The 23510-nt window shown below is 35.3% G+C and carries 27 protein-coding genes and 1 pseudogene; 3 read left to right on the plus strand and 25 right to left on the minus strand.

The window, feature by feature from the left end; genetic code table 11:
* The 4 genes from F5ESL0246_RS06260 to F5ESL0246_RS06275 form a co-directional block, all read right to left on the minus strand.
* The coding region (locus F5ESL0246_RS06260; RefSeq protein WP_122018764.1) for a MucBP domain-containing protein at nucleotides 1-4307 on the minus strand (4307 nt) is incomplete at its 3' end.
* Nucleotides 4308-4881: 574 nt separating this feature from the next.
* Entirely contained in the window at nucleotides 4882-5760 is an 879-nt protein-coding gene (gene scrK, locus F5ESL0246_RS06265; protein WP_122018767.1) for a fructokinase ScrK, read from the minus strand.
* A 294-nt stretch (nucleotides 5761-6054) separates the two neighbouring features.
* Complete coding sequence (locus F5ESL0246_RS06270; RefSeq protein ID WP_122018769.1) at nucleotides 6055-7338, minus strand: glycosyltransferase family 2 protein; 1284 nt, start codon at nucleotides 7336-7338, stop codon at nucleotides 6055-6057.
* 2 nt (nucleotides 7339-7340) lie between these two features.
* A complete protein-coding gene (locus F5ESL0246_RS06275; protein WP_122018771.1) occupies nucleotides 7341-7826 on the minus strand; it encodes a cell division protein in 486 nt (161 codons plus the stop codon).
* 181 nt (nucleotides 7827-8007) lie between these two features.
* Here F5ESL0246_RS06275 and F5ESL0246_RS06280 point away from each other — a divergent pair.
* Nucleotides 8008-9081 (plus strand): annotated as a pseudogene (locus tag F5ESL0246_RS06280) (S66 peptidase family protein).
* Nucleotides 9082-9134: 53 nt separating this feature from the next.
* Here F5ESL0246_RS06280 and F5ESL0246_RS06285 read toward each other — a convergent pair.
* Nucleotides 9135-9452 (minus strand): PadR family transcriptional regulator, encoded by a 318-nt coding sequence (locus F5ESL0246_RS06285; RefSeq protein ID WP_122018773.1) that lies wholly within the window; start codon nucleotides 9450-9452, stop codon nucleotides 9135-9137.
* 271 nt (nucleotides 9453-9723) lie between these two features.
* Here F5ESL0246_RS06285 and F5ESL0246_RS06290 point away from each other — a divergent pair, with 271 nt between their 5' ends.
* Entirely contained in the window at nucleotides 9724-10404 is a 681-nt protein-coding gene (locus F5ESL0246_RS06290; protein ID WP_122018776.1) for an ABC transporter ATP-binding protein, read from the plus strand.
* Nucleotides 10404-11672, plus strand: a complete 1269-nt coding sequence (locus tag F5ESL0246_RS06295) for an ABC transporter permease (RefSeq protein WP_122018778.1) — start codon at nucleotides 10404-10406, stop codon at nucleotides 11670-11672. Before F5ESL0246_RS06290 ends, F5ESL0246_RS06295 begins: the two co-directional genes overlap by 1 nt.
* 42 nt (nucleotides 11673-11714) lie before the next feature.
* Here F5ESL0246_RS06295 and F5ESL0246_RS06300 read toward each other — a convergent pair whose 3' ends face one another.
* The 20 genes from F5ESL0246_RS06300 to rplF all read right to left on the minus strand — a co-directional run bounded on the left by F5ESL0246_RS06300 (nucleotide 11715) and on the right by rplF (nucleotide 23503).
* Entirely contained in the window at nucleotides 11715-12077 is a 363-nt protein-coding gene (locus F5ESL0246_RS06300; RefSeq protein WP_122018780.1) for a DUF6176 family protein, read from the minus strand.
* A 378-nt stretch (nucleotides 12078-12455) separates the two neighbouring features.
* Nucleotides 12456-12851 (minus strand): 30S ribosomal protein S9, encoded by a 396-nt coding sequence (rpsI, locus tag F5ESL0246_RS06305; protein ID WP_122018782.1) that lies wholly within the window; start codon nucleotides 12849-12851, stop codon nucleotides 12456-12458.
* Nucleotides 12852-12863: 12 nt separating this feature from the next.
* A complete protein-coding gene (gene rplM / locus F5ESL0246_RS06310; RefSeq protein ID WP_122018784.1) occupies nucleotides 12864-13307 on the minus strand; it encodes a 50S ribosomal protein L13 in 444 nt (147 codons plus the stop codon).
* 100 nt (nucleotides 13308-13407) lie between these two features.
* Nucleotides 13408-14199, minus strand: a complete 792-nt coding sequence (gene truA / locus F5ESL0246_RS06315) for a tRNA pseudouridine(38-40) synthase TruA (RefSeq protein WP_122018786.1) — start codon at nucleotides 14197-14199, stop codon at nucleotides 13408-13410.
* A complete protein-coding gene (locus tag F5ESL0246_RS08310) occupies nucleotides 14199-14996 on the minus strand; it encodes an energy-coupling factor transporter transmembrane protein EcfT (protein WP_199688578.1) in 798 nt (265 codons plus the stop codon). The genes truA and F5ESL0246_RS08310 overlap by 1 nt, the downstream gene beginning before the upstream one ends.
* A 3-nt stretch (nucleotides 14997-14999) precedes the next feature.
* Complete coding sequence (locus tag F5ESL0246_RS08315; protein ID WP_199688580.1) at nucleotides 15000-15845, minus strand: energy-coupling factor transporter ATPase; 846 nt, start codon at nucleotides 15843-15845, stop codon at nucleotides 15000-15002.
* The gene (locus F5ESL0246_RS06325) at nucleotides 15821-16672 is read right to left on the minus strand and encodes an energy-coupling factor ABC transporter ATP-binding protein (protein WP_233551604.1); all 852 of its coding nucleotides are present in this window, start codon (nucleotides 16670-16672) and stop codon (nucleotides 15821-15823) included. The genes F5ESL0246_RS08315 and F5ESL0246_RS06325 overlap by 25 nt, the downstream gene beginning before the upstream one ends.
* Before the next feature lie 180 nt (nucleotides 16673-16852).
* On the minus strand, nucleotides 16853-17236 hold the full coding sequence (rplQ, locus tag F5ESL0246_RS06330) for a 50S ribosomal protein L17 (protein WP_122018790.1): 384 nt from the start codon (nucleotides 17234-17236) through the stop codon (nucleotides 16853-16855).
* Between the two features lie 25 nt (nucleotides 17237-17261).
* Complete coding sequence (locus tag F5ESL0246_RS06335; RefSeq protein ID WP_122018793.1) at nucleotides 17262-18200, minus strand: DNA-directed RNA polymerase subunit alpha; 939 nt, start codon at nucleotides 18198-18200, stop codon at nucleotides 17262-17264.
* A gap of 45 nt (nucleotides 18201-18245) precedes the next feature.
* Nucleotides 18246-18629 carry a 30S ribosomal protein S11 gene (gene rpsK / locus F5ESL0246_RS06340; RefSeq protein WP_122018796.1) on the minus strand — a complete coding sequence of 128 codons (384 nt, stop codon included), beginning with the start codon at nucleotides 18627-18629 and terminating at the stop codon, nucleotides 18246-18248.
* Nucleotides 18630-18650: 21 nt separating this feature from the next.
* Nucleotides 18651-19001 carry a 30S ribosomal protein S13 gene (gene rpsM / locus F5ESL0246_RS06345; protein ID WP_122018798.1) on the minus strand — a complete coding sequence of 117 codons (351 nt, stop codon included), beginning with the start codon at nucleotides 18999-19001 and terminating at the stop codon, nucleotides 18651-18653.
* 22 nt (nucleotides 19002-19023) lie between these two features.
* Nucleotides 19024-19140 carry a 50S ribosomal protein L36 gene (gene rpmJ / locus F5ESL0246_RS06350; RefSeq protein ID WP_046307548.1) on the minus strand — a complete coding sequence of 39 codons (117 nt, stop codon included), beginning with the start codon at nucleotides 19138-19140 and terminating at the stop codon, nucleotides 19024-19026.
* A 14-nt stretch (nucleotides 19141-19154) separates the two neighbouring features.
* Nucleotides 19155-19376 carry a translation initiation factor IF-1 gene (infA, locus tag F5ESL0246_RS06355; RefSeq protein ID WP_090092290.1) on the minus strand — a complete coding sequence of 74 codons (222 nt, stop codon included), beginning with the start codon at nucleotides 19374-19376 and terminating at the stop codon, nucleotides 19155-19157.
* A gap of 65 nt (nucleotides 19377-19441) precedes the next feature.
* Complete coding sequence (locus tag F5ESL0246_RS06360; protein WP_122018800.1) at nucleotides 19442-20098, minus strand: adenylate kinase; 657 nt, start codon at nucleotides 20096-20098, stop codon at nucleotides 19442-19444.
* Nucleotides 20099-20108: 10 nt separating this feature from the next.
* Complete coding sequence (gene secY / locus F5ESL0246_RS06365) at nucleotides 20109-21404, minus strand: preprotein translocase subunit SecY (protein WP_122018802.1); 1296 nt, start codon at nucleotides 21402-21404, stop codon at nucleotides 20109-20111.
* Nucleotides 21404-21844, minus strand: a complete 441-nt coding sequence (gene rplO, locus F5ESL0246_RS06370; RefSeq protein ID WP_122018805.1) for a 50S ribosomal protein L15 — start codon at nucleotides 21842-21844, stop codon at nucleotides 21404-21406. Before rplO ends, secY begins: the two co-directional genes overlap by 1 nt.
* A 23-nt stretch (nucleotides 21845-21867) precedes the next feature.
* Nucleotides 21868-22053: a 50S ribosomal protein L30 gene (gene rpmD / locus F5ESL0246_RS06375; RefSeq protein WP_122018807.1), complete on the minus strand. Its 186-nt coding sequence runs from the start codon at nucleotides 22051-22053 to the stop codon at nucleotides 21868-21870.
* Between the two features lie 13 nt (nucleotides 22054-22066).
* Nucleotides 22067-22573: a 30S ribosomal protein S5 gene (gene rpsE / locus F5ESL0246_RS06380; RefSeq protein WP_122018809.1), complete on the minus strand. Its 507-nt coding sequence runs from the start codon at nucleotides 22571-22573 to the stop codon at nucleotides 22067-22069.
* A gap of 16 nt (nucleotides 22574-22589) precedes the next feature.
* Entirely contained in the window at nucleotides 22590-22949 is a 360-nt protein-coding gene (gene rplR, locus F5ESL0246_RS06385; RefSeq protein ID WP_122018811.1) for a 50S ribosomal protein L18, read from the minus strand.
* Between the two features lie 23 nt (nucleotides 22950-22972).
* Nucleotides 22973-23503 (minus strand): 50S ribosomal protein L6, encoded by a 531-nt coding sequence (gene rplF / locus F5ESL0246_RS06390; RefSeq protein ID WP_122018813.1) that lies wholly within the window; start codon nucleotides 23501-23503, stop codon nucleotides 22973-22975.
* Nucleotides 23504-23510 lie beyond the last annotated feature (7 nt).

Consider the following 23510-nt stretch of genomic DNA (forward strand, 5'->3'; position numbering starts at 1 on the left):
TTACCAACTTCTGCTTGTACTGTTGTCTCTGGACTAATTTCCTTACCAGTCGCATCGACATACTTAATTGTCACTGGTGCTTGTTTTGCTTCTTCCTTCTTAGCAACATACTTAAAGGTAATTGTTGTTCCTTTTTCTCCTACAGTAACTGTTTGCGATTCACTACCGTCAATCTCATAACCTGCAATCTGTAGAGCATGAGCCGTATAATCCTTACCAACTTCTGCTTGTACTGTTGTCTCTGGACTAATTTCCTTACCAGCTGCATCGACATACTTAATTGTCACTGGTGCTTGTTTTGCTTCCGCCTTCTTAGCAACATAATTAAAGGTAATTGTTATACCAGTTTTTGTGATGTTGACTGTTTTAGAATCATTTCCGTCTATCTCATAGCCATCAATTATAAGTGCGTGAGCCGTATAATCCTTACCAACTTCTGCTTGTACTGTTGTCTCTGGATGAATTTCTTTACCAGCTGCATCAACATACTTAATAGTGACCGCAATATTCTTATTTGGCTTATGATCGCCATCAATCTTAGTTATACCTTGGTCTTTGGCAGCCTTTACGCCTTGCGCATTCTCTGCCTGATCAATGGCATCTTTGGCAGCTTTGGCATCGGTGTCAACTTGACCTTGTTGAGCTGTCTTAGCGGCATCATCAAGCGTCGGATCTTTTGCAATATCTTCCTTGATCTGCTTAGCTTCGTTGTCTATCTCTGTTTTAGCTTGGCTCTTTTGATCAGTTAGTGAAGTACTATTTGGCTTATGATCGCCATCAATCTTAGTTATACCTTGGTCTTTGGCAGCCTTTACGCCTTGCGCATTCTCTGCCTGATCAATGGCATCTTTGGCAGCTTTGGCATCGGTGTCAACTTGACCTTGTTGAGCTGTCTTAGCGGCATCATCAAGCGTCGGATCTTTTGCAATATCTTCCTTGATCTGCTTAGCTTCGTTGTCTATCTCTGTTTTAGCTTGGCTCTTTTGATCAGTTAGTGAAGTACTATTTGGCTTATGATCGCCATCAATCTTAGTTATACCTTGGTCTTTGGCAGCCTTTACGCCTTGCGCATTCTCTGCCTGATCAATGGCATCTTTGGCAGCTTTGGCATCGGTGTCAACTTGACCTTGTTGAGCTGTCTTAGCGGCATCATCAAGCGTCGGATCTTTTGCAATATCTTCCTTGATCTGCTTAGCTTCGTTGTCTATCTCTGTTTTAGCTTGGCTCTTATCTTCACTTAAAGCATGATAAACATACTTAACCTTAGTTGTACTATTAATAGTAATCTTGGTATCGTTAGCTACCTTTTGTCCATCTATTTCCACATGGTCAAAAGCATAATCTTGAATTTCAGGAGCCTTTGGAATGGCTACTTCTTCACCGAAAGCGCCTGTAATCTTTACGGTCTCAGACGGATTAAGTACCTTACCATTTTTATCCTCATATGTTGGCGTAATGGTTTGTGTATCACCTGCTACATATATATTAACTACCGGATTATTTTCTCCTACTAGCATTGTTGTAGCTTGGCTTGGTGCATCTTTTACATAATGATAATTCTCAGGTACATTATCTTTAGTATAGTATTCATCTTGCCAATTAATTGTATTACCATAATTGGCTGGAATTTTATTGCCAACTGCTTCATCTCCAGCTTTTCCCGAAAGTTTTGAAGTCAGAACCTTATCTGGATTATTAATATCGATATATTGATAAGTTGCTTTTTCCTTTACACCATAAACATAAACATTATATGTATATGTCTGGCCTTTCATGGGCACAATTCCAATCTGAGCTTGCCCAAATTCGTCCCCATTATCAGTCGTTGAGGTACTATCACCTCGGCTTTGCTTATCAGTTTTTGCCCCAGCATAAACTTGGTCACCAATTGCCCACATATAGTTCTTAGGCAGGTTTTTAACTGCAATTTCTTGACTATTAAGTGGGATAAACTGACCAATATACGCGTCTTTATCAAGACTAATTGCCACGGGGTCACCGATTTTTTTGCCATTTTGATCAACATACTGCACCAATATTTTACCAACTGGAAGTGCATTAGTTTGTAATTCTCTTGTTGTTGATGTAACAATATTTGATGAGGTTGTTTTGCCATTTAAATCAGTAAGGGTTGCTCTTCCATTTTGAACAACCATTTTAGTAAACTGAGCAGTATTATTCCCATCAGGAAACTTTATTGAAGAGTTAGCGTCTGACCAAGTCGAAACATTCGAATTATTTAGGGTCACACTACCTGTACCTGCAATTATTCCTGTACGACTTGATGCAGGGTTACCTGAATTATCTTGAACAGCCAAATGAAGTTGCTTCGGTGATGTAAAACTTACAGAAGAACTATCATCTACTTGAATTACTGCACCATTAGCTCTTTGATTAATATCAAAAACAGTACCTGCACCAAATTCAGCTATTTGATTATCTTCAAGTTTAATTGCACCCGGTTGAGTGGTAAATGGCGCCTTCAAATTAAAGTTTTGCCCAAATTTGAATTTTGCACCTGCGCTACTTCCTTGGGTACCATTAATAAAGTACTGAAAGCCACTTTGTTCCCACTTGACATTATCTCCAGTGGTTATCCCATTAATATTTAAATATACAGCAGGAAAATTAGCAGGACTACCATTATTAGTATAGGCAGTATTGGATGAGTCATTTCCCATCATGATTACATTGCCATAACCTGCAGTTCCTGCAATTGAGGGAACCAAAAAAAAGAATTCTGAAAAGTGTGCATCATTAGCAGTTCGCTGCATTGTCACATGAGCTTTATTAGAAAACATAATCTTAGTCACTGCACGAGTAACTTCATTTGAAATATTAAAATTATTATCGCCTGAAAAGTTAACTAGTGCATTGGATGCATAAACCACATGGATCGGATTATTTTTATTTGCAGAACTTGCTGATAAATTAATCTTGTCGACGTTTACGGTAAGACCGTAACCAGAAGTTGCATAAACAAGACCATAAAGACCATCATTAGTAGTGTATCCTTGTTGGTACTTTGTATTGGTCAGAGTAATCGTTGTCGGATTAGTACTTGGAATTGCACCTAGTCCAAAATCCTGATTGCCCAAATCTACTGTGTGACCATTACCATTAATTACCACACTTGCTCCCGCAGCTCTATTTCTAATAGTGCCTCCAGTATAGCTTATATCTTTTGTAATATTAATATATGTAACAGTCCTATCAGCCCATGCTTTTGCCAAAGCACTAAAGCTATCTACATCTACGCTTTTTTGTTGATATTTATCAGGATTTAATATCTGATCTGGTACAGCAATATCTAAGGAAGTAGGGGATACATTAGTGGACTTACCAATGTTTTCTTCAAAATCTTTACGCCCATTGTCAACATCAGGTGATACAGTTATCTCCTTTGAATCAGCATCATCTGCTGCCAATTCTGGGTTCAATGGAAGTCCATCTTTTAAGACGGCACTCTTCGTACTTCTCTGATCCACCACATGATTATCTGAATCAGGTGTTATACCAGCAGACAAATTAATGGCTTTAGGTACATTACTAGAAGTAACTTCCTTAGGTGTTGTGACGGGTAGCCCAATATTCTTAGTTTGATTATCATTCTGTTGTGAAGCAGTTGAAGATTCATGCTTATTAATTTGTTCTAATTTAGTAGCAGACTTCACGGAACTGCTCTTTAAAAACGAATTCAGCCCAGAATACGATGTTACTTTGGCTTTCTTATTAGTTGTTTTATTAGTAACATTTGATTGGCGTTTCTTGGGTTTGTTAGATACTATTTTCTTATTTTTGACAACAATATTTTTATTGTGTGTAACAGTTGCTTGAGTAGTTGTAATTTTGTAGCAGGAATTTATATTCAAAGTTTCATTAGCTACTAATACTTTAATGTCTACTAAAGTAGTCGCTTGATCAATTTTATCTTTAGCTTTATTAAAGATAGTATCAACTGTCTTAAGCTGCTCTTGCTTTTTGCTATTACTCAAATTATTGTCAGAGCTGATTTCATGTTTTACTTTATCTGCTTCAGCTTTTAAACTGAGCTGAGCGTTTTCTCTTGCAGCAGAAATATCTTGGGAGCTACTTTTAATAGTGCTACTCTGTTGTTGGTTATTTTGTGATTCAATTTCCGAAGCTTTTACATTTTGTGTAAAAGAAGTGCTGTCAAAAAATAATCCTCCCAGCATTAAAGTTAGTAAGGAATAACTAACCACCCATCCTTTTTTACTTTTATGCATTTTATAATTTGTATTTTTAACATCTTCAATTAACTTATGCTTGTTCAAATGCTTGTTCAAAATATAGCCTCTTTTTCTTTTACTACATATTATACCTCTAGGGATAATCTTCTCACATTTTATACTGAAATTCCATAAATAATTGCGAGCTTAATCATCAATTCATACTAATGCATGAGATATAAAATCAATATAAAAACATTGAGCATTATTTGTTATTTATCACGCTTTTAAAATAACAAATTATAGCGCTTTTTTATCAATTAATTTGCTTTATTTTTATAAATGGTTATAGCAAGGTTATTTAATATCTTTTATATAAAATTTTAGATTTATTAACTCTGTTTTTACTATTAATAATTTGATAATTAATTTATTTGTTGTATTATATTATCAAAATATTAAAGCAAAAATTTTGATCGAAATTGAAAGCGTTATTTTAATAATTTATCACATAAAGTAAAAAAACAACTAGAATTTAAATCATTAATTTAGCTAAAATATAAAAAGAGTATGCTGAACGCATACCCTTTTTTCATACTAAAAATCCGATTCTTGTAAAGATTCAATCATATTATTAAAAATGATACATATTTTATGATTTAGCTCTTTAATATAATTAAATGCCAGTTTTTTAATTCAATTCTTTTAATATTCTCTTAGCCAAAGCAAAGTTCCCAACTGTGGCCGAGCCGTTATCAGCAATTGCTGGCATGGATATATACTTGCTCAAGTCCGGCACAGCAATATAACCATTAAGCATTTGATTAAAGTCTTTTCGAACTTTTTCTAAAAACTTTTCACTCGTTACACCGCCACCAAAAATAATTTTATCTGGTCTTAAGATCAGTGTAGTTTGTAATGCAGCTTGAGCTGCATAATAACTCATAATGTCCCAAACATGATCGGATAAAGGAACATCTATCCCCTTTTTACCCGTCCGTGCCTCAAAGGTAGGTCCTGAAATTAATCCTTCCAAACAGTCACTATGAAACGGACAGATTCCGTCAAACTCTAAATCATCAGGATGGCGCTTAACTAAAACATGACCCATTTCAGGATGACCTAAACTACCGATTAGTTTACCGTTAACTATGGCACCACCACCAACTCCTGTGCCAATCGTGTAATAAACAAGTGAATTAATATCCTCGTTTGATAGAAGCGACATTATGTATTCCCCGTATGCTGAACCATTAACATCAGTAGTAAAAAAGATAGGGACATTGATTTCTTGTTTAAGCATCCCAACTATGTCGGTGTTTTGCCACCCCTTTTTAGGTGTTTTAGTGATATAGCCATAATTTGGTGCTGTTTTCCTAATCTCTATCGGACCAAACGATGCAATACTAATAGCATCAATTTGAAATTGTTTAAAATAAGAAACAACTTGCTTCATAGTTTTAGTTGGTGTAGTTGTTGGTATAGTAGTTTTATCTTGTATTTGATAATTTTCATTGCCAACCGCACAAACAAACTTTGTGCCACCTGCTTCTACTGATCCAAATAACATTTTAATCCTCCTCAATCACTAGTTTTAATCAACATGCAAATTGCATTTTAACTTCTTAAGCAGAAGAACTCTTATTAATTATTTTCCTAAAGGTTACAATAAAATCAAATAATTTTTGAATACTGAGATAATCATTTTTTGAAATAGCTAGCAAGAAATCATATTTCATTTTGTCTATCCCACTTAATAGCCTCAAATGAAACCTTTAAATTCTTTGTAGCATAGCCTAATTAATGCGTAAGCGCAATTTTGGGAAAAATTTAATAATAAAATCTCACTATACAAAATGTTGGTTTATCGCGTCGGACTAACCCATGTACCTGAACCATGACCCAAAATAGTTTTTATGGCTGGAATAAATGTGGTAATGATTGTTATGGTATTAATTACCCATAAACACAGTAAATAAATGGGGGCAAATAAAATATATCTCAACTTATTTCCTCGCGTATCAATTAATAAAGCTGTTGTTAGTTGTAAAGTACCAGCAATCATTTCAAAGCAAATTAACATTAAAGTTGAAAAGAGCAAATAAAACAACTGTGGCCAATTTTGCAATGTAATATAATTAATCACTAAAAAAACAAAAATTATTGATGAAATGGCAAAGAAAAATGACCAAAAAATACTAAATGTTTGATCAAAAAGTAACAGAGACTCACCCAAATTTTTAATCGGATGTTGCAAAACTTTTGATAAGTTAGTAAGCCAAACTTCCGTGCCGCCCTTAGCCCAACGCTTACGTTGATGATATAAATCCTTTAGCGTTTCTGGAACCAAGGTGTAAGAAATAATATCAGGTGCAAACACTGATAACCAATTATTTAATTGATGATCCCATGCAATACTAATATCTTCAGTAGCGCGGTCTTGACGAAATAAGCCCACATCCATTAAGGCGCTTTTACGATACATCGTATTCGCACCACTGTAAGCAAAAATACTACCAAAAACGCCCATCTCAGCTCTCTTTATAATACCAACAATACTAGAAAATTCGACAGTGATTGACTTCGTAATCAGCTTAGTCCGATTACGAACCTCGACATTAGAAGTCACCGCTGCAATATTTTGTCCTTCTGGACTATTGAAATAATTAACATAGCGTTTTAGCGCATCAGGTTCAGGAATTGTATCCGCATCATTACTAAGGACAAATTCTCCTTTAGTAAAAGCCAAGCCAACATTAAAGGCATGCGCTTTACCCTTATTTTTTTCAATATGAATGATCCGTAAGTTTGAATACTGTTTTTGTAAATCTTGCAGGATCTGCAGGGTACGATCTGTTGAACAATCATCAATTACCAAAACCTCATAATTAGTATAATTTAGCTTTGTAAGTAAATAAATGATAGTTTCTTCTAAAGTGGCTTCTTCATTATGTGCAGGAATCATAATCGTAATAAATGGTTCGTCACTTTCAGAAATATCAACAAAGTATTTTTTCTTATTTCTAAATACGAACCTGTAACATAAGCCACCGATGAACCAACCAAGACCACCGAGGATGGGATATGAAATTAAAATCAAAAACAATATATTTAATAAAGGCTTAATAGTTGACCAAGTTAAACTCATTATTAACCTCGCTTCTTAAATAAACGCTGCGCAAAATCTGTTTCAAGATTTTGTTCGGGTTTAACACTATAAAAATTTTGCTGTTGGCGCTTATCTAAGTCACCAAACTTTTGTCTCCAGCCTTCTTCGATTAATTTTTCGTGTTGCTCTCTGCGTTCTTGATTGACTACCCTTTTTTTAGTCCAAACGGAGATAAAATGACGATTATTGCGAAACGTCAAAAACAAATAAATTATTGCAATAAGTATGAATATAACTGCAAAAAATTTAATTAAAAATCCAATTGGTGTCACTATATCCGAATAATATTTAATATGAGCTAGTTTTGCAATTTTAGGTGATTTTAACGTTATATATACACAAACAAATGGTAAACAGACACCTATCCACCCAATTATTGCTATCGTTGTTTGTCTAGCCTTTAAATGCCAATTTTTTGAAGTAAAATAATCGTCATCGGCTAGAGCAGAAAAATGTTTCAAACTCAAATTAATTTTCCCCCTTAACTTATTACATTCATGAATACCTAATACTTTTATATTTACTTTATTATTATCACTATTTTAGGTCAAGAAAACAGAAATTATTAAATTGCTTTTAATTTTTCACATACTTAACCTATGATATACTGATATTTAATCATTTTATAATAAAAGGGAAGGCTAAATTTTGTTAGTAAAACCACATCAATTACAAAAAGGGGATCAAGTAGCACTAATTAGTTTGTCTAGTGGTGTCTTAGGCGAAAAGTAGGTTCTTCATGAACGAAAATTAGGGGAAAAGCGCTTAAAGGAACTAGGTCTTAAATTTATTTATATGCCTAATTCCTTAAAAGGAACTACTTACCTAAAAAAGCATCCCAATGAAAGGGCTAATGATTTAAAAGAAGCTTTTATGAATCCTGAAATTAAAGCAATTATTGCGGCCATTGGCGGTGATGATACTTATCGCTTGTTACCATATTTAATGGAAGATACAGATTTTATTAAAACAGTACAGACAAGCCCCAAACTATTTACAGGATTTTCGGACACGACAAATAATCACCTAATGTTTTATCGATTAGGGATGCAGAGCTTTTATGGACCTAATTTTTTAAATGATCTCGCAGAATTAGATGTTAATATGCTGGAATACACCCTAAATACTTGGAATCATTTCTTTATTAACCCACCTACAACTAATATTCCTGCAAGTCAAACTTGGTATGAAGAACGAACAGATTTTTCGCCTAAAGCAATCAATCATCCTCGAATTAGCCATCTCGATACTGGTTATCAAGTGCTTCGAGGAAATGGAGTTATTCAAGGTCTACTTTGGGGTGGCTGCTTAGACAGTCTCTATGATGACTTGACCCAATATCGTTATCCTGATCAAGCCGAAATTATTCGGCATTACCGATTAATTTTATCTCCCCAAGAAGCTCAAAACATCATTTTATTCATTGAAACTAGTGAAGAATGTCCCTCTCCAGATTTATATGCCCAAATGCTTGATCAACTAGATCAAGCAGGTCTTTTAAAATCTGTTCGAGGAATCTTAATGGGAAAGCCACAGAACAATTGCTATGTTAACGAATATCAAACCAAGCTTTTAGCAGCCACTGCAAAGTATCAAACACCCATTTTGGCAAACGTTAATATTGGTCATGCCTACCCCCACACCGCGCTTCCTTACGGCGCTCTTGCGCAAATTAACCTTGATCAGTCTTCTTTAAAAATTTTAGAACCATATTTTTCTTAACTTAAAAGCGTTATTCAAAACATTGAATAGCGCTTTTTAAAATTACTACCTTTTTAATAATTAACCTTTTTTCTATATACTTGATCCACCTTAGTTTTAAACTCATTCCATTCAGCATTAATAATTTGTAATTCAACTTTACCAGCTTTTGTTATTTTATAATAGCGTCGATTCCGTCCCTGAAATGGTTCATCGTATGTTACCAAGTATTTTTCTTTTTTCAATCGCCGCAAAACAGGATAAATAGTTGATTCAGAAATATTAAATACAGCTTGAACTTGTTGTGTCAATGCATAGCCATAAAGATCTTCTTGATTAATAAAAGCTAAAACAGTACCTTCCAGTAACCGAGTTTGAATTTGAATTGCCATTTTCATACCCCTTATATTACATTTCTTATAATATGGTATAGTTAGTCAAATTTCAAGCTAAAAAGCAAAAGTGAATGGTTTGATTCTACCACTAACTTGATAGTTCAATTAATAAAAAGTAGTTAATTAGAATTTTTTAAACTAGCAAATAACATGGATAAAGTAAAACGTTCTATCATTTGGCATATATTTTTTATATTTATTTAATAAAAAGCTTGAATTTAACTAATTTTGGTGTATGATGTATCTATCACACTAAAGGAGATAAAAAATGAGCTTATTAGAAACTCGTAATGTGGTCAGAACTTATGGTAAAGGTACAACCAAGTTTGATGCATTACGCGGAGTTAGTTTACAAATAAATAAAGGTGAATCAGTTGCTATTATTGGTAAAAGTGGATCTGGAAAATCAACTTTAATGCATATTATGGCGCTTCTTGACCAACCAACTTCAGGCAATATTTTATTAGACGGCAAACCAACAAGCGAAATTAAAGGACGTGCACTAAATAAATTGCGCAATCAAACTTTTGGTTTTGTTTTTCAACAATTTTTCTTAAATGCCCAAGATACCGTTCTTGAAAATGTAATGTTACCATTAAAAATTGCCGGTGTAACTGGAAAAAGGCGCCGTGAATTGGCTTTAGCTGCAATCAAAGCAGTCGATCTTGAAAGTAAAGCTCAAAATAAAGCAAATAACCTTTCTGGTGGTCAAAAGCAGCGTGTCTGTATCGCCCGTGCACTAGTTAATGATCCGCAAATTATTTTTGCCGATGAACCAACTGGTAATTTAGATTCAACTACTGGAGAAATGGTAGAAAACATTTTGTTTAAATTACATCGTGAAAAGGGAATTACCTTAATTATTGTTACTCACGACCCTGATCTTGCACAAAAATGTCAAAGACAAATCCAAATTAAAGATGGTTTAGTAGTTGAAGGAGGAGAATAATGAAGTTTCGCGATATTTTAAACTCGGCTGCAAGTAATTTATGGCACAATAAAGGTCGAACGTTTTTAACAATTATAGCCGTGCTAATCGGTTCCTTAACCCTGAGCATTACGATGGGGATTAATTCTGGTGTTAATAATTATTTAACTAAGCAAATCGGAAATGTTGGTAATACCGAGCAAATGATAATTTCTCCCGATTTTTCTAGTGGAAATAGTAACTCCGCACCAGAAAAATACAATGCTAATAAAAGCAGCAATAATGCGGACGGGATGTTAACTAAAAACGACCTCAAAAAAATCAAAACAGTCAAAGGAATAAAAGACATTAAGGCACTAAAGGATAGTAACGTTACGTATGTGCAAGGACTTAATAAAGTCAAATATGTCATCGATGCTCAACCAACCTTGGGAATCGCTTATGATTTAAAAGCAGGTCGCCAAGTTGCAACTTCAGGTAATTCCTCAGAAATTCTTTTAACTAAGCAAATGGTAAAAGCTTTTGGTTATCACAATGCTCATCAAGCCTTAGGAAAATCAATCACACTTGTGACTAACTCCCCTGTTACCAAAAAGAAGCAGAAGATCTCAGCGACAATTGTAGGAGTTCGTAACGATAGTATGGTCAGTAGCGGACAAAACGTCTACAGTCATGGCTTAAGTCAAAAAATAATTAAGGCCAATCAAGATGGTATGCCAAAGGCGCTTCAGGATCGTTATGTTGAAATTGTAGCAACACCAACCAGTAAAAATCCTGACAAAATTTTAACGATTGAAAAGAAATTAGCCAAAAAAGGTTATACAGCTCAAACTTTAAAAGATGCGGTTAAACAACTCTTTCAAACTTTCAATATTGCAACTGGTGTATTAATTATTTTTGGAGCAATCGCTCTTGTAGCCGCCAGCTTTGGGGTTGTTAATACTCTTTACATGTCAGTTCGCGACCGAACACGTGAAATTGGTCTAATGAAGGCTTTAGGATTAGGTCAAGGTAAAGTCTTTTCAATTTTTAGTTGTGAAGCAATTCTAATCGGTTTATTCGGTTCACTTCTTGGATTGCTTGGTGCCATAGGACTAGGACAGGTATTAAACTCAGTTGCCAGAAAAACTTTCTTAAAAGGCATTGATGGCTTTATCTTAATTCAATTTAATTGGACTAGCAGTTTGCTAATCATTGGAATTATTTGTTTAATTACATTTTTAGCCGGAACACTGCCAGCTAGACGAGCAGCCAAGCTTGATCCAATTACTGCTTTAAGATACGAATAATTATTAAAAAAGACTCACTTACATGAGTCTTTTTTGTGCTCATTAACCTTTATTTCTCTTAATAACTTGCTCAATTATAGGCGACAATAAGTTTTGCTCTATTTCTAAATTATCCGGATGATAGTTTCTATCTATACATTCATCCCAGTATTCTAAATGTTTTTTATCAATGTAGTTTTCAGAATCTTCAACAGCTTTACCACCCTCACCTTGAATCGAGTACCAGTAAAAATAAGTATAACCATCTAAACTTTCTTCCTTAAAAACTGTCTCAACATACATCTTTTCATCTGCCATAGTTGCCACCGTTGCTTCATGATGCTGATTAAGAAAATCCATCCAAGCTTGTGCCAATTTTTCTTTTCCTTTTTTGATTCTGAATCGTGTTAATTCCACTTTATCCATTTAAACCCTCCTTTTATACAATTAAACAAAAGATTCCTATTTAATTATAGTTTTATGTTCCACTAATTAGTTCTTTTTCAAATTTATTAAGCTTTTAGTTACTAATAAAATCAGCAGATTATAATTATTTAGTTAATAAGGACTTCTATTTTTTGTGTCCTCAATTAACTACACACTTACAAGTTAAAATTTGCTACAGATCATTTCTATTAGATTAAAAGTAACCCAGTATAATAATTATACAAAAACACTAAGCTCTAGGATAGTTTAGTGCAGTCTAGTTTTTTTATTATCAGTATTTACAAAAGAAGTTAAAAAAGCATCAGCTTTATTACTGATGCTTTTGACGCTACTAGTCGATTTTAAAAACTGACAAATTTAACGCTTACTAAATTGTGAAGCTTTACGAGCCTTCTTCAAGCCTGGCTTCTTTCTTTCAACCATTCTTGGATCACGTGTTAAGAACCCAGCCTTCTTCAGTGGACCACGAAAGTCTGGATCTACTTCTAGTAAAGCACGAGCAATTCCAAGACGAATCGCACCGGCTTGACCTGAAAATCCTCCACCATTAACATTAACATTAACGTCGTATTGACCATCAGTTTCAGTCAAAGTCAGTGGTTGTTTTAAATCCTTAACTAAGTTAGGAAATGGGATATATTGATTAATATCTTTATTATTTGCAGTAATTTTTCCATTGCCTGGTACTAAACGTACACGCGCAACTGAATTCTTACGGCGACCAGTACCTGCATATGCAACTTGTTGTGCCATTTATGTAACCTCCTAGATTAATTTGTTAATATCTAACGTTTCCGGTTTTTGAGCTTCATGCTTGTGATTAGCATCAGCATAAACATGCATCTTCATAAATTCTTGGTGTCCAAGAGTATTCTTCGGAAGCATTCCTTTAACCGACAATTCAACTAATCTAACTGGATTCTTTGCAAGCATTTCTCCAGCAGGAATGGCTTTGATACCACCACGAAAACCAGAGTGATGGTAATAAATCTTGTCAGTAGCTTTCTTCCCTGTCAACTTAACCTTAGATGCGTTAATAATAATAACGTTATCTCCAGTGTCAACATTTGGTGTATATTGAGGCTTGTTTTTACCCCTTAAAATAGTTGCTACTGCAGTAGACAGACGTCCTAAAGACACATCTGTTGCGTCAACAACATACCACTTATGTTCAATTTCATTAGGTTTAGCTAATTGTGTAGTACGCAATTTAAATTCCTCCGTTTATACGTTGTTTGAAAACAATAAGATTCCGGGGCCTATCGTGGACAAACATACTTTAATAGAATACGTCCTTTTGCTTTAATTGTCAATATAAATTCTCATCTTGACGATATTTTAAGGGAATATCCTCATAAAACACATGAAATAAAAAAAGTCCGTTTGCCTGTGCTGTTTCTCTTACCTGTTCGCGATCCTTAGCTAATATTACCCGGGGAATATCATTAATAGGACGTTTGCCGTTTCCAATTTCAAGAAGTGTCGCAACTAATATTCGAACCATATTATATAGAAAACCTGAACAAATAAAATCAAAAATTATTTCATTTTCAATGTCATCTTTTCGTATATTAATATAATACATTGTTCTAACTTTATTTTTGATTTGTCCCCCACTTGCAGCAAAACTTGTAAAATCATGTGTACCAATCAAATCTCTGGCTGCCTGTTGCATTTTTTTAACATTTATTTGATAGGGATAATGTCCAGTATAAAATCTTTTAAAAGGATTAACAAAGCGATCCAAGCTAAGTCTGTATCGATACCATTTTCCTTTAGCACTATATCTGACATGAAAGTCTTCATTAACAATTTCACAATCATTAAAAACTATATCCAAAGGCATCATTGAATTGAGTGCACAAAGCATTCTTTGAGGTGGAATTTTGTTTCCAGGATAATCAAAGTGAATTACTTGACCTAAAGCATGAACACCAGCATCAGTTCTGCCAGAACCTTCAATTCTTACTTGCTGACCTTTTGTCATTTTTTCAAGTGCAGATTCAATTGTCCCCTGTACTGTCCTTTGCTTGGGCTGTGCTTGAAAGCCATGAAATAGATGACCATCATAGGAAAGCGTCATTTTATATCTTGTTTTCATTAATGTGTCCTAAAAATAACTAACAATGCTGTCAATATCAGAAAGTAGCCGAGATTACACAAGTCGAACTTAGACCAATGTAAAACACGAAATCGTGTTCTTCCTTCATCGCCACGATAACCACGAGATTCCATTGCTGTTGAAAGATCAATCGCTGTTGAAAGAGAATTTATAAACAAAGGTATAAGTAATGGAGTAATAGCTTTTGCACGTGCAACCAATCCACCATTATTAAAGTCGGCTCCCCGAGATCTCTGCGCATTCATAATTTTAAAAGTTTCATCAAATAGGGTCGGCACGAAACGTAATGCAATCGACATTACTAAAGCAATTTTATCGACCGGAACCTTAACTAATTTAAGCGGAATTAACAGCCATTCAATTGCATCAGCGATTTCTAATGGAGTGGTCGTTACTGTCATAACCGTCGAAATTAAAACAATGACTGTAAAGCGAATAAAAATAAAAATAGCATTACTAATTCCATAACTGGTCAAAGCAAAAATACCCCAATGCCAGTAAACTGTTCCCCCTACTGTGAAGAAAAGTTGTAACAGGGAAGTAAACAAAATTAACCAAATTACAGGTTTAATGCCCTCCCAAAAGATTTTCCATTTTAGGTTGGTTGCCGCTACTGCCACCAAACTAAAAAAAGTTATAATTACATAAGTAATTGGGTTATTAGCTAGAAAAATTATAAAAATAAAAAGTACAGTGGCTAGTAGCTTTCCACGTGGATCCATCTTATAAATTAGTGAATCGCCCGGAAGATACCGTCCAATCAAAATTTTACTCATGAGTTACCCCTTTAAATTTTGCTTAATTCCTGAGATCAAATCCGGTAACCTTAAAGGCGGAGCAGAAAAATTATAATTTTTCAATTGGGCAGCAAAAACGGAAGACTTTGGCTCATCAAGATGATGCTCTTTCAACCAGGAACGATTTTTAAATACTTCGATTGGCTGAGAATGTTTAATCAGTTTTCCGTGCTCCATTATTAAAACATCATCAGCATAATTGGCAACGTCATCCATATTATGGGTAACTAAAATAACCGTATGACCAGCGTTACGATAATCTGAAAAAAGCTCCATCATTTGCTTACGAGATCTAGGATCTAGCCCCGCTGCTGGTTCGTCTAAACAAAGAATATCAGGTTCATAAGCCAAAACTCCGGCAATTGCTACTCTTCTCATTTGACCACCAGAAAGTTCAAATGGTGATCTTGAACCAAATTCTACAGGTAAGCCTACTTTCTTCAACCATTTTTGTGCGCTTTGCTTTGCCTTGTCATCGTCATAGCCAAAATTTTTAGGTCCAAACGCAATATCATCTAAAACAGTACTTTCAAACAATTGTGATTCTGGAAACTGAAACACCAAACTTACATGACGACGTAAATTTTTTAAATGCTTATTATTAGTATCAGATTTTATTTTTATACCTGCAATTTCAACTTGGCCACTAGTCGGTTTCAATAGAGCATTAAAATGTTGCATTAAGGTTGATTTACCACTTCCTGTATGCCCAATAATAGCAGTAAATGAACCATCATTTAATTCAAAACTGATATTCTCTAAGCCTTTTTTTTCAAGTGGTGAACCAGGCGAATAAACATAACTTACATTTTCGAATTTAATTGACATAAATATTGGACCAACTCTTTTTCTGAACTAATCTCATCAGGAATATTGATTTTATTATTGCATAATTCATTTTTAATTTGTTGAAAAAATGGAACGTCTAATCCCAGCTTTTTAAGAAGATTAACTTGAGCAAAAACTTCTTTAGGACTGCCTTGCGTTATTAATTTCCCATCATCCATAACTAATACTTGATCCGAACTATTCGCTTCATCAATATCATGTGTAATTGCAATCACGGTGAGATTATATTTTTCTTTAATTTCACGAACTATTTTTAAAATCTGATTTCTACCTTCTGGGTCTAACATTGAGGTTGCTTCATCTAGAATAATGATTTCTGGTTTAAGCGCAATAATTCCTGCAATTGCAACTCGCTGTTTTTGGCCGCCGGACAAAGTCGAGGGTTCAGAATTTGCATAATCACTCATGCCTACTGCTTCAATTGCATTAGACACAATTTTAATCATATCTTCACGCGAAACGCCACGATTTTCAAGACCAAATGCAACATCATCAGTTACTGTAGCACCAACAAACTGGTTATCCGGATTTTGAAATACAATCCCCACTTTATCTCTTATTTGCCAAACAGTATCTTCTGTTAAAATTGTATCACCAATCTTAATACGTGAAATATCAGGATCGTCAGGAACTAGCAACCCATTCATTAGTCTGATAATCGTAGATTTACCGCTTCCATTATGACCAATAATAGAAGTCCAAGACCCCTTTTCAATATTCAAACTAATATTGTCAATTGCTGGAGTGCTTGATTCAGGATACGTGAAACTTAAGTTTTTTATATTAACAATGCTTTCTTTTGTCATGTTATCACCATCCTTAAAAGTCTGATTTAATTGTACCAAAAAAAGGCAAAAAAAATCACCCATGAAGAGGGATAAATATGCATTATCTAAGCTAGACTAAACTTTCGTCATCATCTTAACGCTTATTCTCACTTTCATGGATAATTCTTAATAGCTATTAAGTTGTTGGGCTATTCCTAATTAAACTAATTCAAGAATAACCATTGGAGCGCCATCACCCTTACGAGCTGTAGCTAACTTCATAATTCTAGTATAACCACCATTACGGTCTTTGTAACGTGGTGCTATATCACTAAACAATTTTTGTAGTGCTGATTTAACAACAACTGCATCTTTTTCTTCATGGATATCAGCAACTTCATTTCGAACAAAAGCAGCTGCTTTTCTTCTGGCAGCTAAGTCACCACGTTTACCTAAAGTGATCATCTTTTCCGCTGTCTTGCGTACTTCTTTAGCACGAGTTTCAGTTGTAACAATGCGTTCGTTCATGATTAATTGAGTAGTCATTTCTCTTAGCATTGCTTTTCTGTGGGCACTATCCCAGCCTAATTTTCGGTATGCCATTAATTTACCTCCTTTTATTTTTCAGTTAATCCTCTTGACGAAGTGAAAGTCCCAAGTCAGTTAATTTATTTTTGACTTCCTCCAATGATTTACGTCCCAAGTTACGAACACGCATCATATCTGCCTCTGATTTATCAGTCAGTTCTTGCAGTGTATTAATGCCAGCTCTTTTAAGGCAGTTATAAGAACGAACAGATAGATCAAGCTCTTCAATCGTCATCTCAAGCTTTTTTTCTGCCGTATCATCCTCTTTTTCAACCATAACATCGTTGAATTTAGTACTTGCATCAGCATTTTCAAACACTTTGAAATGTTCTACCAAAATTTTAGCAGCAAAACTAAGGGCATCATTGGGTTTAATTGAACCATCAGTCCAAATCTCTAAAGTGAGCTTATCAAAATCATCTCTTTTACCAACACGAGTTGACTCAACTTGATAATTAACTTTTTCAATTGGGGAAAAGAGAGAATCAACAGGAATGACCCCAATTGGCATGTCATCACTCTTGTTATCACTTGCTGCAACATAACCTCGACCATTTTTAACAGCGGCTTGCATATGTAAGTGTCCACCATCAGCAATGGTACAAATATATTGATCAGGATTAAGTATTTGAACATCTGCATCAACTTTAAAGTCATCGGCAGTAACAGTAGCCGGACCTTCAACGTCAATTTCAATTATCTTTTGTTCGTCTGAAAAAGACTTTAATTCTAGCTTTTTCAAATTTAAAATCATTTTTGCAACGTCTTCCTTAACACCTGGAACGGTAGAGAATTCGTGCAAAACATCATCGATTTGAACATACACAAGGCCCGTACCTGGAATAGAAGTGAGTAATACTCTACGTAATGAATTACCTAAAGTAGTACCAAAGCCTCGTTCAAGTGGTTCAATAACAAATTTACCATAAGACTTTTCTTGGTCCACAACGGTAATATTTGGTTTTTCAAATTCAATCATTACTAGACCCCTTTCAAAACGCAACGTCTTTCAATAAGAACAAAATTAAACACGACGACGTTTTGGTGGTCTAGAACCATTGTGAGGAACAGGAGTAACGTCACGAATAGCAGTAATTTCCAAACCAGTAGCTTGTAGTGATCTTATAGCAGATTCACGACCAGCGCCAGGCCCCTTAACAGAAACTTCTACATGTTTCATGCCTTGATCCATTGCACTTTTAGCAGCAGCTTCAGCTGCCATTTGTGCTGCAAATGGTGTAGATTTCCGGCTACCTTTAAAGCCCAATGCACCTGCTGATGACCAAGCAATAGCGTTACCTTGAGTGTCAGTAATCATGACTAAAGTATTATTAAACGTAGAATGAATATGAGCAACGCCTCTTTCAACGTGCTTCTTCACACGACGCTTACGTGCTGTTTTAGGCATCAATAAACCTCCTTATAATTTTTATTTATTCTTTTTGCTACCCTTACGTGTACGGGCATTATTTTTGGTATTTTGTCCACGAACTGGAAGTCCATGGCGATGACGCATACCACGGTATGAACCGATATCAATTAACCGCTTGATGTTCATGCTAACTTCTCTTCGTAAGTCACCTTCAACGCGGTATTTATCTACTTCTGCGCGAAGCTTTTCTTGATCATCTGGAGTCAAATCTTTTGAACGTATGTCTTCAGAAACACCAGCATCCGCACAAATTTTCTGAGCAGTTGGTTCACCAATACCATAAATATAAGTTAATGCAACAACTATTCTTTTATCTCTTGGTAAATCAACACCAGCAATACGTGCCATAAATTGCACCTCCTATTTTATTTTAACCTTGACGTTGCTTGTGCTTTGGATTTGCAGGACAAATAACCATTACACGACCATGTCTCTTAATAATCTTACAATGCTCACACATTGGTTTAACAGATGGTCTAACCTTCATGTTTCCCTCCGTTATTACTTTATAAACCGATAAGTAATTCTACCTTTTGTTAAATCGTAAGGAGAAAGTTCAACAGTAACACGGTCCCCAGGTAAAATCCGAATATAATGCATTCTAATTTTACCGGATACATGTGCTAATATTTCAGCTCCATTTTCCAATTCAACTTTAAACATAGCATTAGGCAAGGTATCAACTACTTTACCCTTTACTTCAATGACATCATCTTTTGCCAAAGCTGTTCCTCCGCATTTAAACAGTCATACTTTGAAATTATAACACGGAAATGTAAATATACAAATTATTGTTTATTACTCAAAACCGCATCAACGTTTTCAAAAACTTTTTCTGGAATTTGCTCACCATTTACACTAGTTAACAAACCATTTGCTTGATAATAGTCCTTCAAAGGAGTATTCATCTTTTCATTTACTTCTAAACGATTCTTTACCACTTCTGGTTTGTCATCTTCACGTTGATAAAAGTCATGACTACCACAGCGATCACAGGTATCCTTTAACTTAGGCATTTTTGTAATCTTATTGTAAGTTGCGCCACACTGTTTACACATGAACCGTGCTGATAAACGGTTGATTAAAATTTTTTCATTAACTTCTAAAGAAATTACTTTAGTTAATGGTTTATTCAATCGTTTAGTAATAGTTTCCAAAGCTTCTGCTTGAACAATTGTTCTAGGAAAACCATCTAAGATATATCCTTCTTTAATATCAGATTGGCTTAAACGTTCTTCAACCAATTTTTCAGTAACTTCGTCTGGTACCAAATCACCTTTATCAATATAACTTTTAGCTTCAAGACCAACTTTAGTCTCGTTAGCCATTGCTTCTCTAAACATATCCCCAGTTGAAATATGAGTTAGATGATATTTATCAACAATTTGTTCTGATACTGTACCTTTGCCAGCACCTGGCAGTCCCAAAAGAAATAAGTTAATCATTTATTCGTTCCTATCTGATGAATCCAACATATTCTCGTTTCATTAACAGTCCGTTAATCTGACGAGATAATTCTAAGACAACTCCGATAACAATTAAAAGACTCGTTCCACCAAGCCCAATTGAGCTTGGAAGATTCCAAAAATTAGTAGCAAGTTGTGGTAATAAAGCTACCAGTCCCAAAAATACTGATCCAACTGTTGATAACCTAATTAACAGCTTTGAAACAAAATCTTGGGTATCTTTACCCGGCCACACGCTTGGAATATACGCACCCTGCTTTTGTAGATTCTTCGAAAGCTTCTCAGGATTAACCTGAACAAAAGCATAGAAGAAAGTAAACAAAATAATTAAAACAGTGTAAATTATAACTCCTGGCGTTGTTTGCATACTAAATATATTAGTCATTATCTTATACCATTGCTGATCGCCTTGAGATCTTTGAAAAGCCATTAAAATCGTTGCTGGTGTAATAATAAACGAACTCGCAAAAATTACCGGAATAACACCAGAAACATTAACTTTCAACGGCAAAAAGCTTTCAGAGCCACTAATAGTTGCTCGTTTAGTATATTGTATTGGAATCCGGCGATCTGCTTGCTCAACCCAGGTAACAATTTGTGTTATAAGGATTATCGCAATAATAATCGCAATGAAGAACATAATACCCTTCCAACGATCAGTCGCACTGTTATTGATAATTTCTTCTTTATATAGCTCCCATAATCCGCGTGGAAGCCGAGCAATAATTCCTGCAAAAATGATTACTGAAACACCATTACCTAAACCTTTATCAGTGATTTCATCACCTAACCAAGTAAGTAACATTGTTCCTGCTGTCATAATAATTGCAATTTCGATGTAAGTTTGTGGAGTCTGAGTTTTAACCAACCCCATCTGAGTCAAGGCATTAAAACCTAAAGTAATCCCAATACTTTGAAAGAATGCAACAAATAATGAAAGCCATCTTGTAGCCTGATTGGTTTTACGCCGTCCGACTTCACCTTGCTTGCCCCATTCAACTAAAAATGGAACTATATCCATTTGAAGTAGTTGAATAACGATTTGAGCAGTAATATATGGAGAAACTCCAAGCGAAAAAATCGAATAATTATCTAATCCACCACCAGAAACGGTGTCTAGCATCGGAACTAAACCAGTTTGTGCAACTTGAGTAATCGCTTTTGCATTAACGCCGGGAACAGTAATATTAGACCCGATGCGATATAGCAAAAGGATAAAGAGTGTAAAATAAATTTTATTTCTGATTTCTTTATCCTTAAAGGCGTTCTTCAAAGTCGAAAACATTAGATCACCTCAACAGATCCGCCAGCTGCTTCAACTGCTTCTTTTGCAGCAGCGGAAACTTTATTAACCTTAACGTTTAGCTTAACTTTTAACTCACCTTTGGCAAGTAATTTTATACCTGATAATTCTTTCTTTACCAAGCCTTTTTCTTTAAGAACAGCAACTGTTACATCACTATTGTTTTCAAACTTGTTTAAGTCGTCTAAATTAATAATTGCATATTCTTTACGGTTAACATTCTTAAAACCGCGCTTAGGCATAGTTCTAAAGAGTGGCATTTGTCCACCTTCAAAACCTAAACGAGTGTGTCCTCCTTGACGAGCCAATTGACCCTTTTGTCCGCGACCAGAAGTTTTTCCGTGACCGCTTGAAGTACCACGTCCAACACGTTTTCTATCAGTACGTGAACCCTCAGCAGCATGTAATTCATGAAGCTTCATTAATTCGGCACCTCCTTAATTAATTATTTATTTGTCTCTTCTACAGAGATTAAGTGGGCAATTTTTAGTAGTGCACCACGAGTAGCAGCGTTGTCTGGTAGAGTAACTGTACTATTAATTCTACCTAAGCCAAGAGCTTTAACAACTTTTCTTTGTTCAGGCAGACGGTGCACAGCACTTCTAATTAAAGTAACTTTTAATTCAGTCATTTACTCAGTCTCCCTAATCTAATTCTGCGTGACGAAGCTTGTCAACTTCTTCGCTAGTTCTAAGTTTCCTTAATCCATCAATTGTTGCACGTACAACGTTGATTGGAGTATTTGAACCAAGTGATTTTGAAGTAACATCAGCAATACCAGCCATATCCATAACGATACGAACGGCACCACCAGCTGCAACACCTGAACCAGCTGGAGCTGGTTTAATCAAAATGTTACCTGAACCAAAGTGACCATTTACCTCATGAGGAATAGTAGTACCCACTCTTGGAACAGTTATCATGTTCTTCTTACCAGCCTCAACAGCCTTACGGATTGCTTCTGGAACTTCTTGAGCCTTACCAGTACCAAAGCCTACACGACCTTTTTTGTCACCAACGATTACCAGGGCAGCAAATCTCATTCGTTGTCCACCCTTGACAACCTTGGTAACACGATTAATTGCTACTAACTGATCTTCGATGTCGTCTTTATTTCTGCGATTATTACGAGAATCGTTGCGGTTTGCCATGTATTTTTCTCCTTCCCTAGAAATCTAATCCGTTTTCACGAGCGGCATCTGCCAAAGCTGAAATACGGCCGTGGTATAGATAACCACTTCTATCAAACACAACATTTGAAATGTTTTTACTTTTAGCTGCTTCAGCAATTGCCTTACCAACAGCTTGAGCTTGTTCTAACTTAGTTGAATCCTTAGAAACGGAAGCATCTAAAGTTGAGGCACTTGCTAGCGTGACACCCGCTACGTCATCAATTAATTGAGCGTAGATGTTTTTGTTTGAACGAAAAACGCTTAAGCGTGGGCGCTCAGCAGTACCAGAAATCTTGCTACGAATACGTTTATGACGCTTTAAGCGCAATTTATTCTTATCTGGTTTTGAAATCACAATTTCACCTCAAAAATTATCTATTATTTACCTGTTTTACCTTCTTTACGACGTACGTATTCATCAACATAACGAATACCCTTACCTTTATAAGGTTCAGGTGGACGTACATCGCGAATTTCAGCAGCAAATTGACCTACATTTTGCTTTGAAATTCCTTCTACTTCAATTTCAGTAGCCGAAGTTGCTTTTACAGAAACACCTTCTGGAGCTGTCATTTCAACTGGGTGTGAATAGCCAACGTTTAAAGTTAACTTACTACCCTGAGTAGTTGCTCTATAACCAACACCGATCAATTTTAAGGTTTTCTTGTAACCACTAACTACACCTTCTACCATTGATGCCAAGTTAGCTCTTTCTGTTCCATGAAGTGCTTTGTCATTTTCACTTGAGCGTGAGAAATTGATTTTTCCATCTTCTTGTTTAAAAGTAATCTTTGGATCAAAATATCGAGTTAATTCACCCTTGGGGCCCTTAACAGTGATGTTGTCACCATCCTTGGTAACAGTGACACTATCTGGGACTTCAATTGTTTTTAAACCTATACGGCTCATTGATTGT

It is taken from the genome of Lactobacillus sp. ESL0246, assembly GCF_003692965.1.
Classification (GTDB): Bacteria; Bacillota; Bacilli; order Lactobacillales; family Lactobacillaceae; genus Lactobacillus.

Coding starts and splice junctions, on each gene's coding strand:
- scrK (WP_122018767.1), bottom strand. CDS start 5,760: ATGTTATTTGGATCAGTAGAAGCAGGTGGCACAAAGTTTGTTTGTGCG.
- F5ESL0246_RS06270 (WP_122018769.1), bottom strand. CDS start 7,338: ATGAGTTTAACTTGGTCAACTATTAAGCCTTTATTAAATATATTGTTT.
- F5ESL0246_RS06285 (WP_122018773.1), bottom strand. CDS start 9,452: ATGGCAATTCAAATTCAAACTCGGTTACTGGAAGGTACTGTTTTAGCT.
- F5ESL0246_RS06290 (WP_122018776.1), top strand. CDS start 9,724: ATGAGCTTATTAGAAACTCGTAATGTGGTCAGAACTTATGGTAAAGGT.
- F5ESL0246_RS06295 (WP_122018778.1), top strand. CDS start 10,404: ATGAAGTTTCGCGATATTTTAAACTCGGCTGCAAGTAATTTATGGCAC.
- F5ESL0246_RS06300 (WP_122018780.1), bottom strand. CDS start 12,077: ATGGATAAAGTGGAATTAACACGATTCAGAATCAAAAAAGGAAAAGAA.
- rpsI (WP_122018782.1), bottom strand. CDS start 12,851: ATGGCACAACAAGTTGCATATGCAGGTACTGGTCGCCGTAAGAATTCA.
- truA (WP_122018786.1), bottom strand. CDS start 14,199: ATGAAAACAAGATATAAAATGACGCTTTCCTATGATGGTCATCTATTT.
- F5ESL0246_RS08310 (WP_199688578.1), bottom strand. CDS start 14,996: ATGAGTAAAATTTTGATTGGACGGTATCTTCCGGGCGATTCACTAATT.
- F5ESL0246_RS08315 (WP_199688580.1), bottom strand. CDS start 15,845: ATGTCAATTAAATTCGAAAATGTAAGTTATGTTTATTCGCCTGGTTCA.
- F5ESL0246_RS06325 (WP_233551604.1), bottom strand. CDS start 16,672: ATGACAAAAGAAAGCATTGTTAATATAAAAAACTTAAGTTTCACGTAT.
- rplQ (WP_122018790.1), bottom strand. CDS start 17,236: ATGGCATACCGAAAATTAGGCTGGGATAGTGCCCACAGAAAAGCAATG.
- F5ESL0246_RS06335 (WP_122018793.1), bottom strand. CDS start 18,200: ATGATTGAATTTGAAAAACCAAATATTACCGTTGTGGACCAAGAAAAG.
- rpsK (WP_122018796.1), bottom strand. CDS start 18,629: ATGCCTAAAACAGCACGTAAGCGTCGTGTGAAGAAGCACGTTGAAAGA.
- rpsM (WP_122018798.1), bottom strand. CDS start 19,001: ATGGCACGTATTGCTGGTGTTGATTTACCAAGAGATAAAAGAATAGTT.
- rpmJ (WP_046307548.1), bottom strand. CDS start 19,140: ATGAAGGTTAGACCATCTGTTAAACCAATGTGTGAGCATTGTAAGATT.
- F5ESL0246_RS06360 (WP_122018800.1), bottom strand. CDS start 20,098: ATGATTAACTTATTTCTTTTGGGACTGCCAGGTGCTGGCAAAGGTACA.
- secY (WP_122018802.1), bottom strand. CDS start 21,404: ATGTTTTCGACTTTGAAGAACGCCTTTAAGGATAAAGAAATCAGAAAT.
- rplO (WP_122018805.1), bottom strand. CDS start 21,844: ATGAAGCTTCATGAATTACATGCTGCTGAGGGTTCACGTACTGATAGA.
- rpmD (WP_122018807.1), bottom strand. CDS start 22,053: ATGACTGAATTAAAAGTTACTTTAATTAGAAGTGCTGTGCACCGTCTG.
- rpsE (WP_122018809.1), bottom strand. CDS start 22,573: ATGGCAAACCGCAACGATTCTCGTAATAATCGCAGAAATAAAGACGAC.
- rplF (WP_122018813.1), bottom strand. CDS start 23,503: ATGAGCCGTATAGGTTTAAAAACAATTGAAGTCCCAGATAGTGTCACT.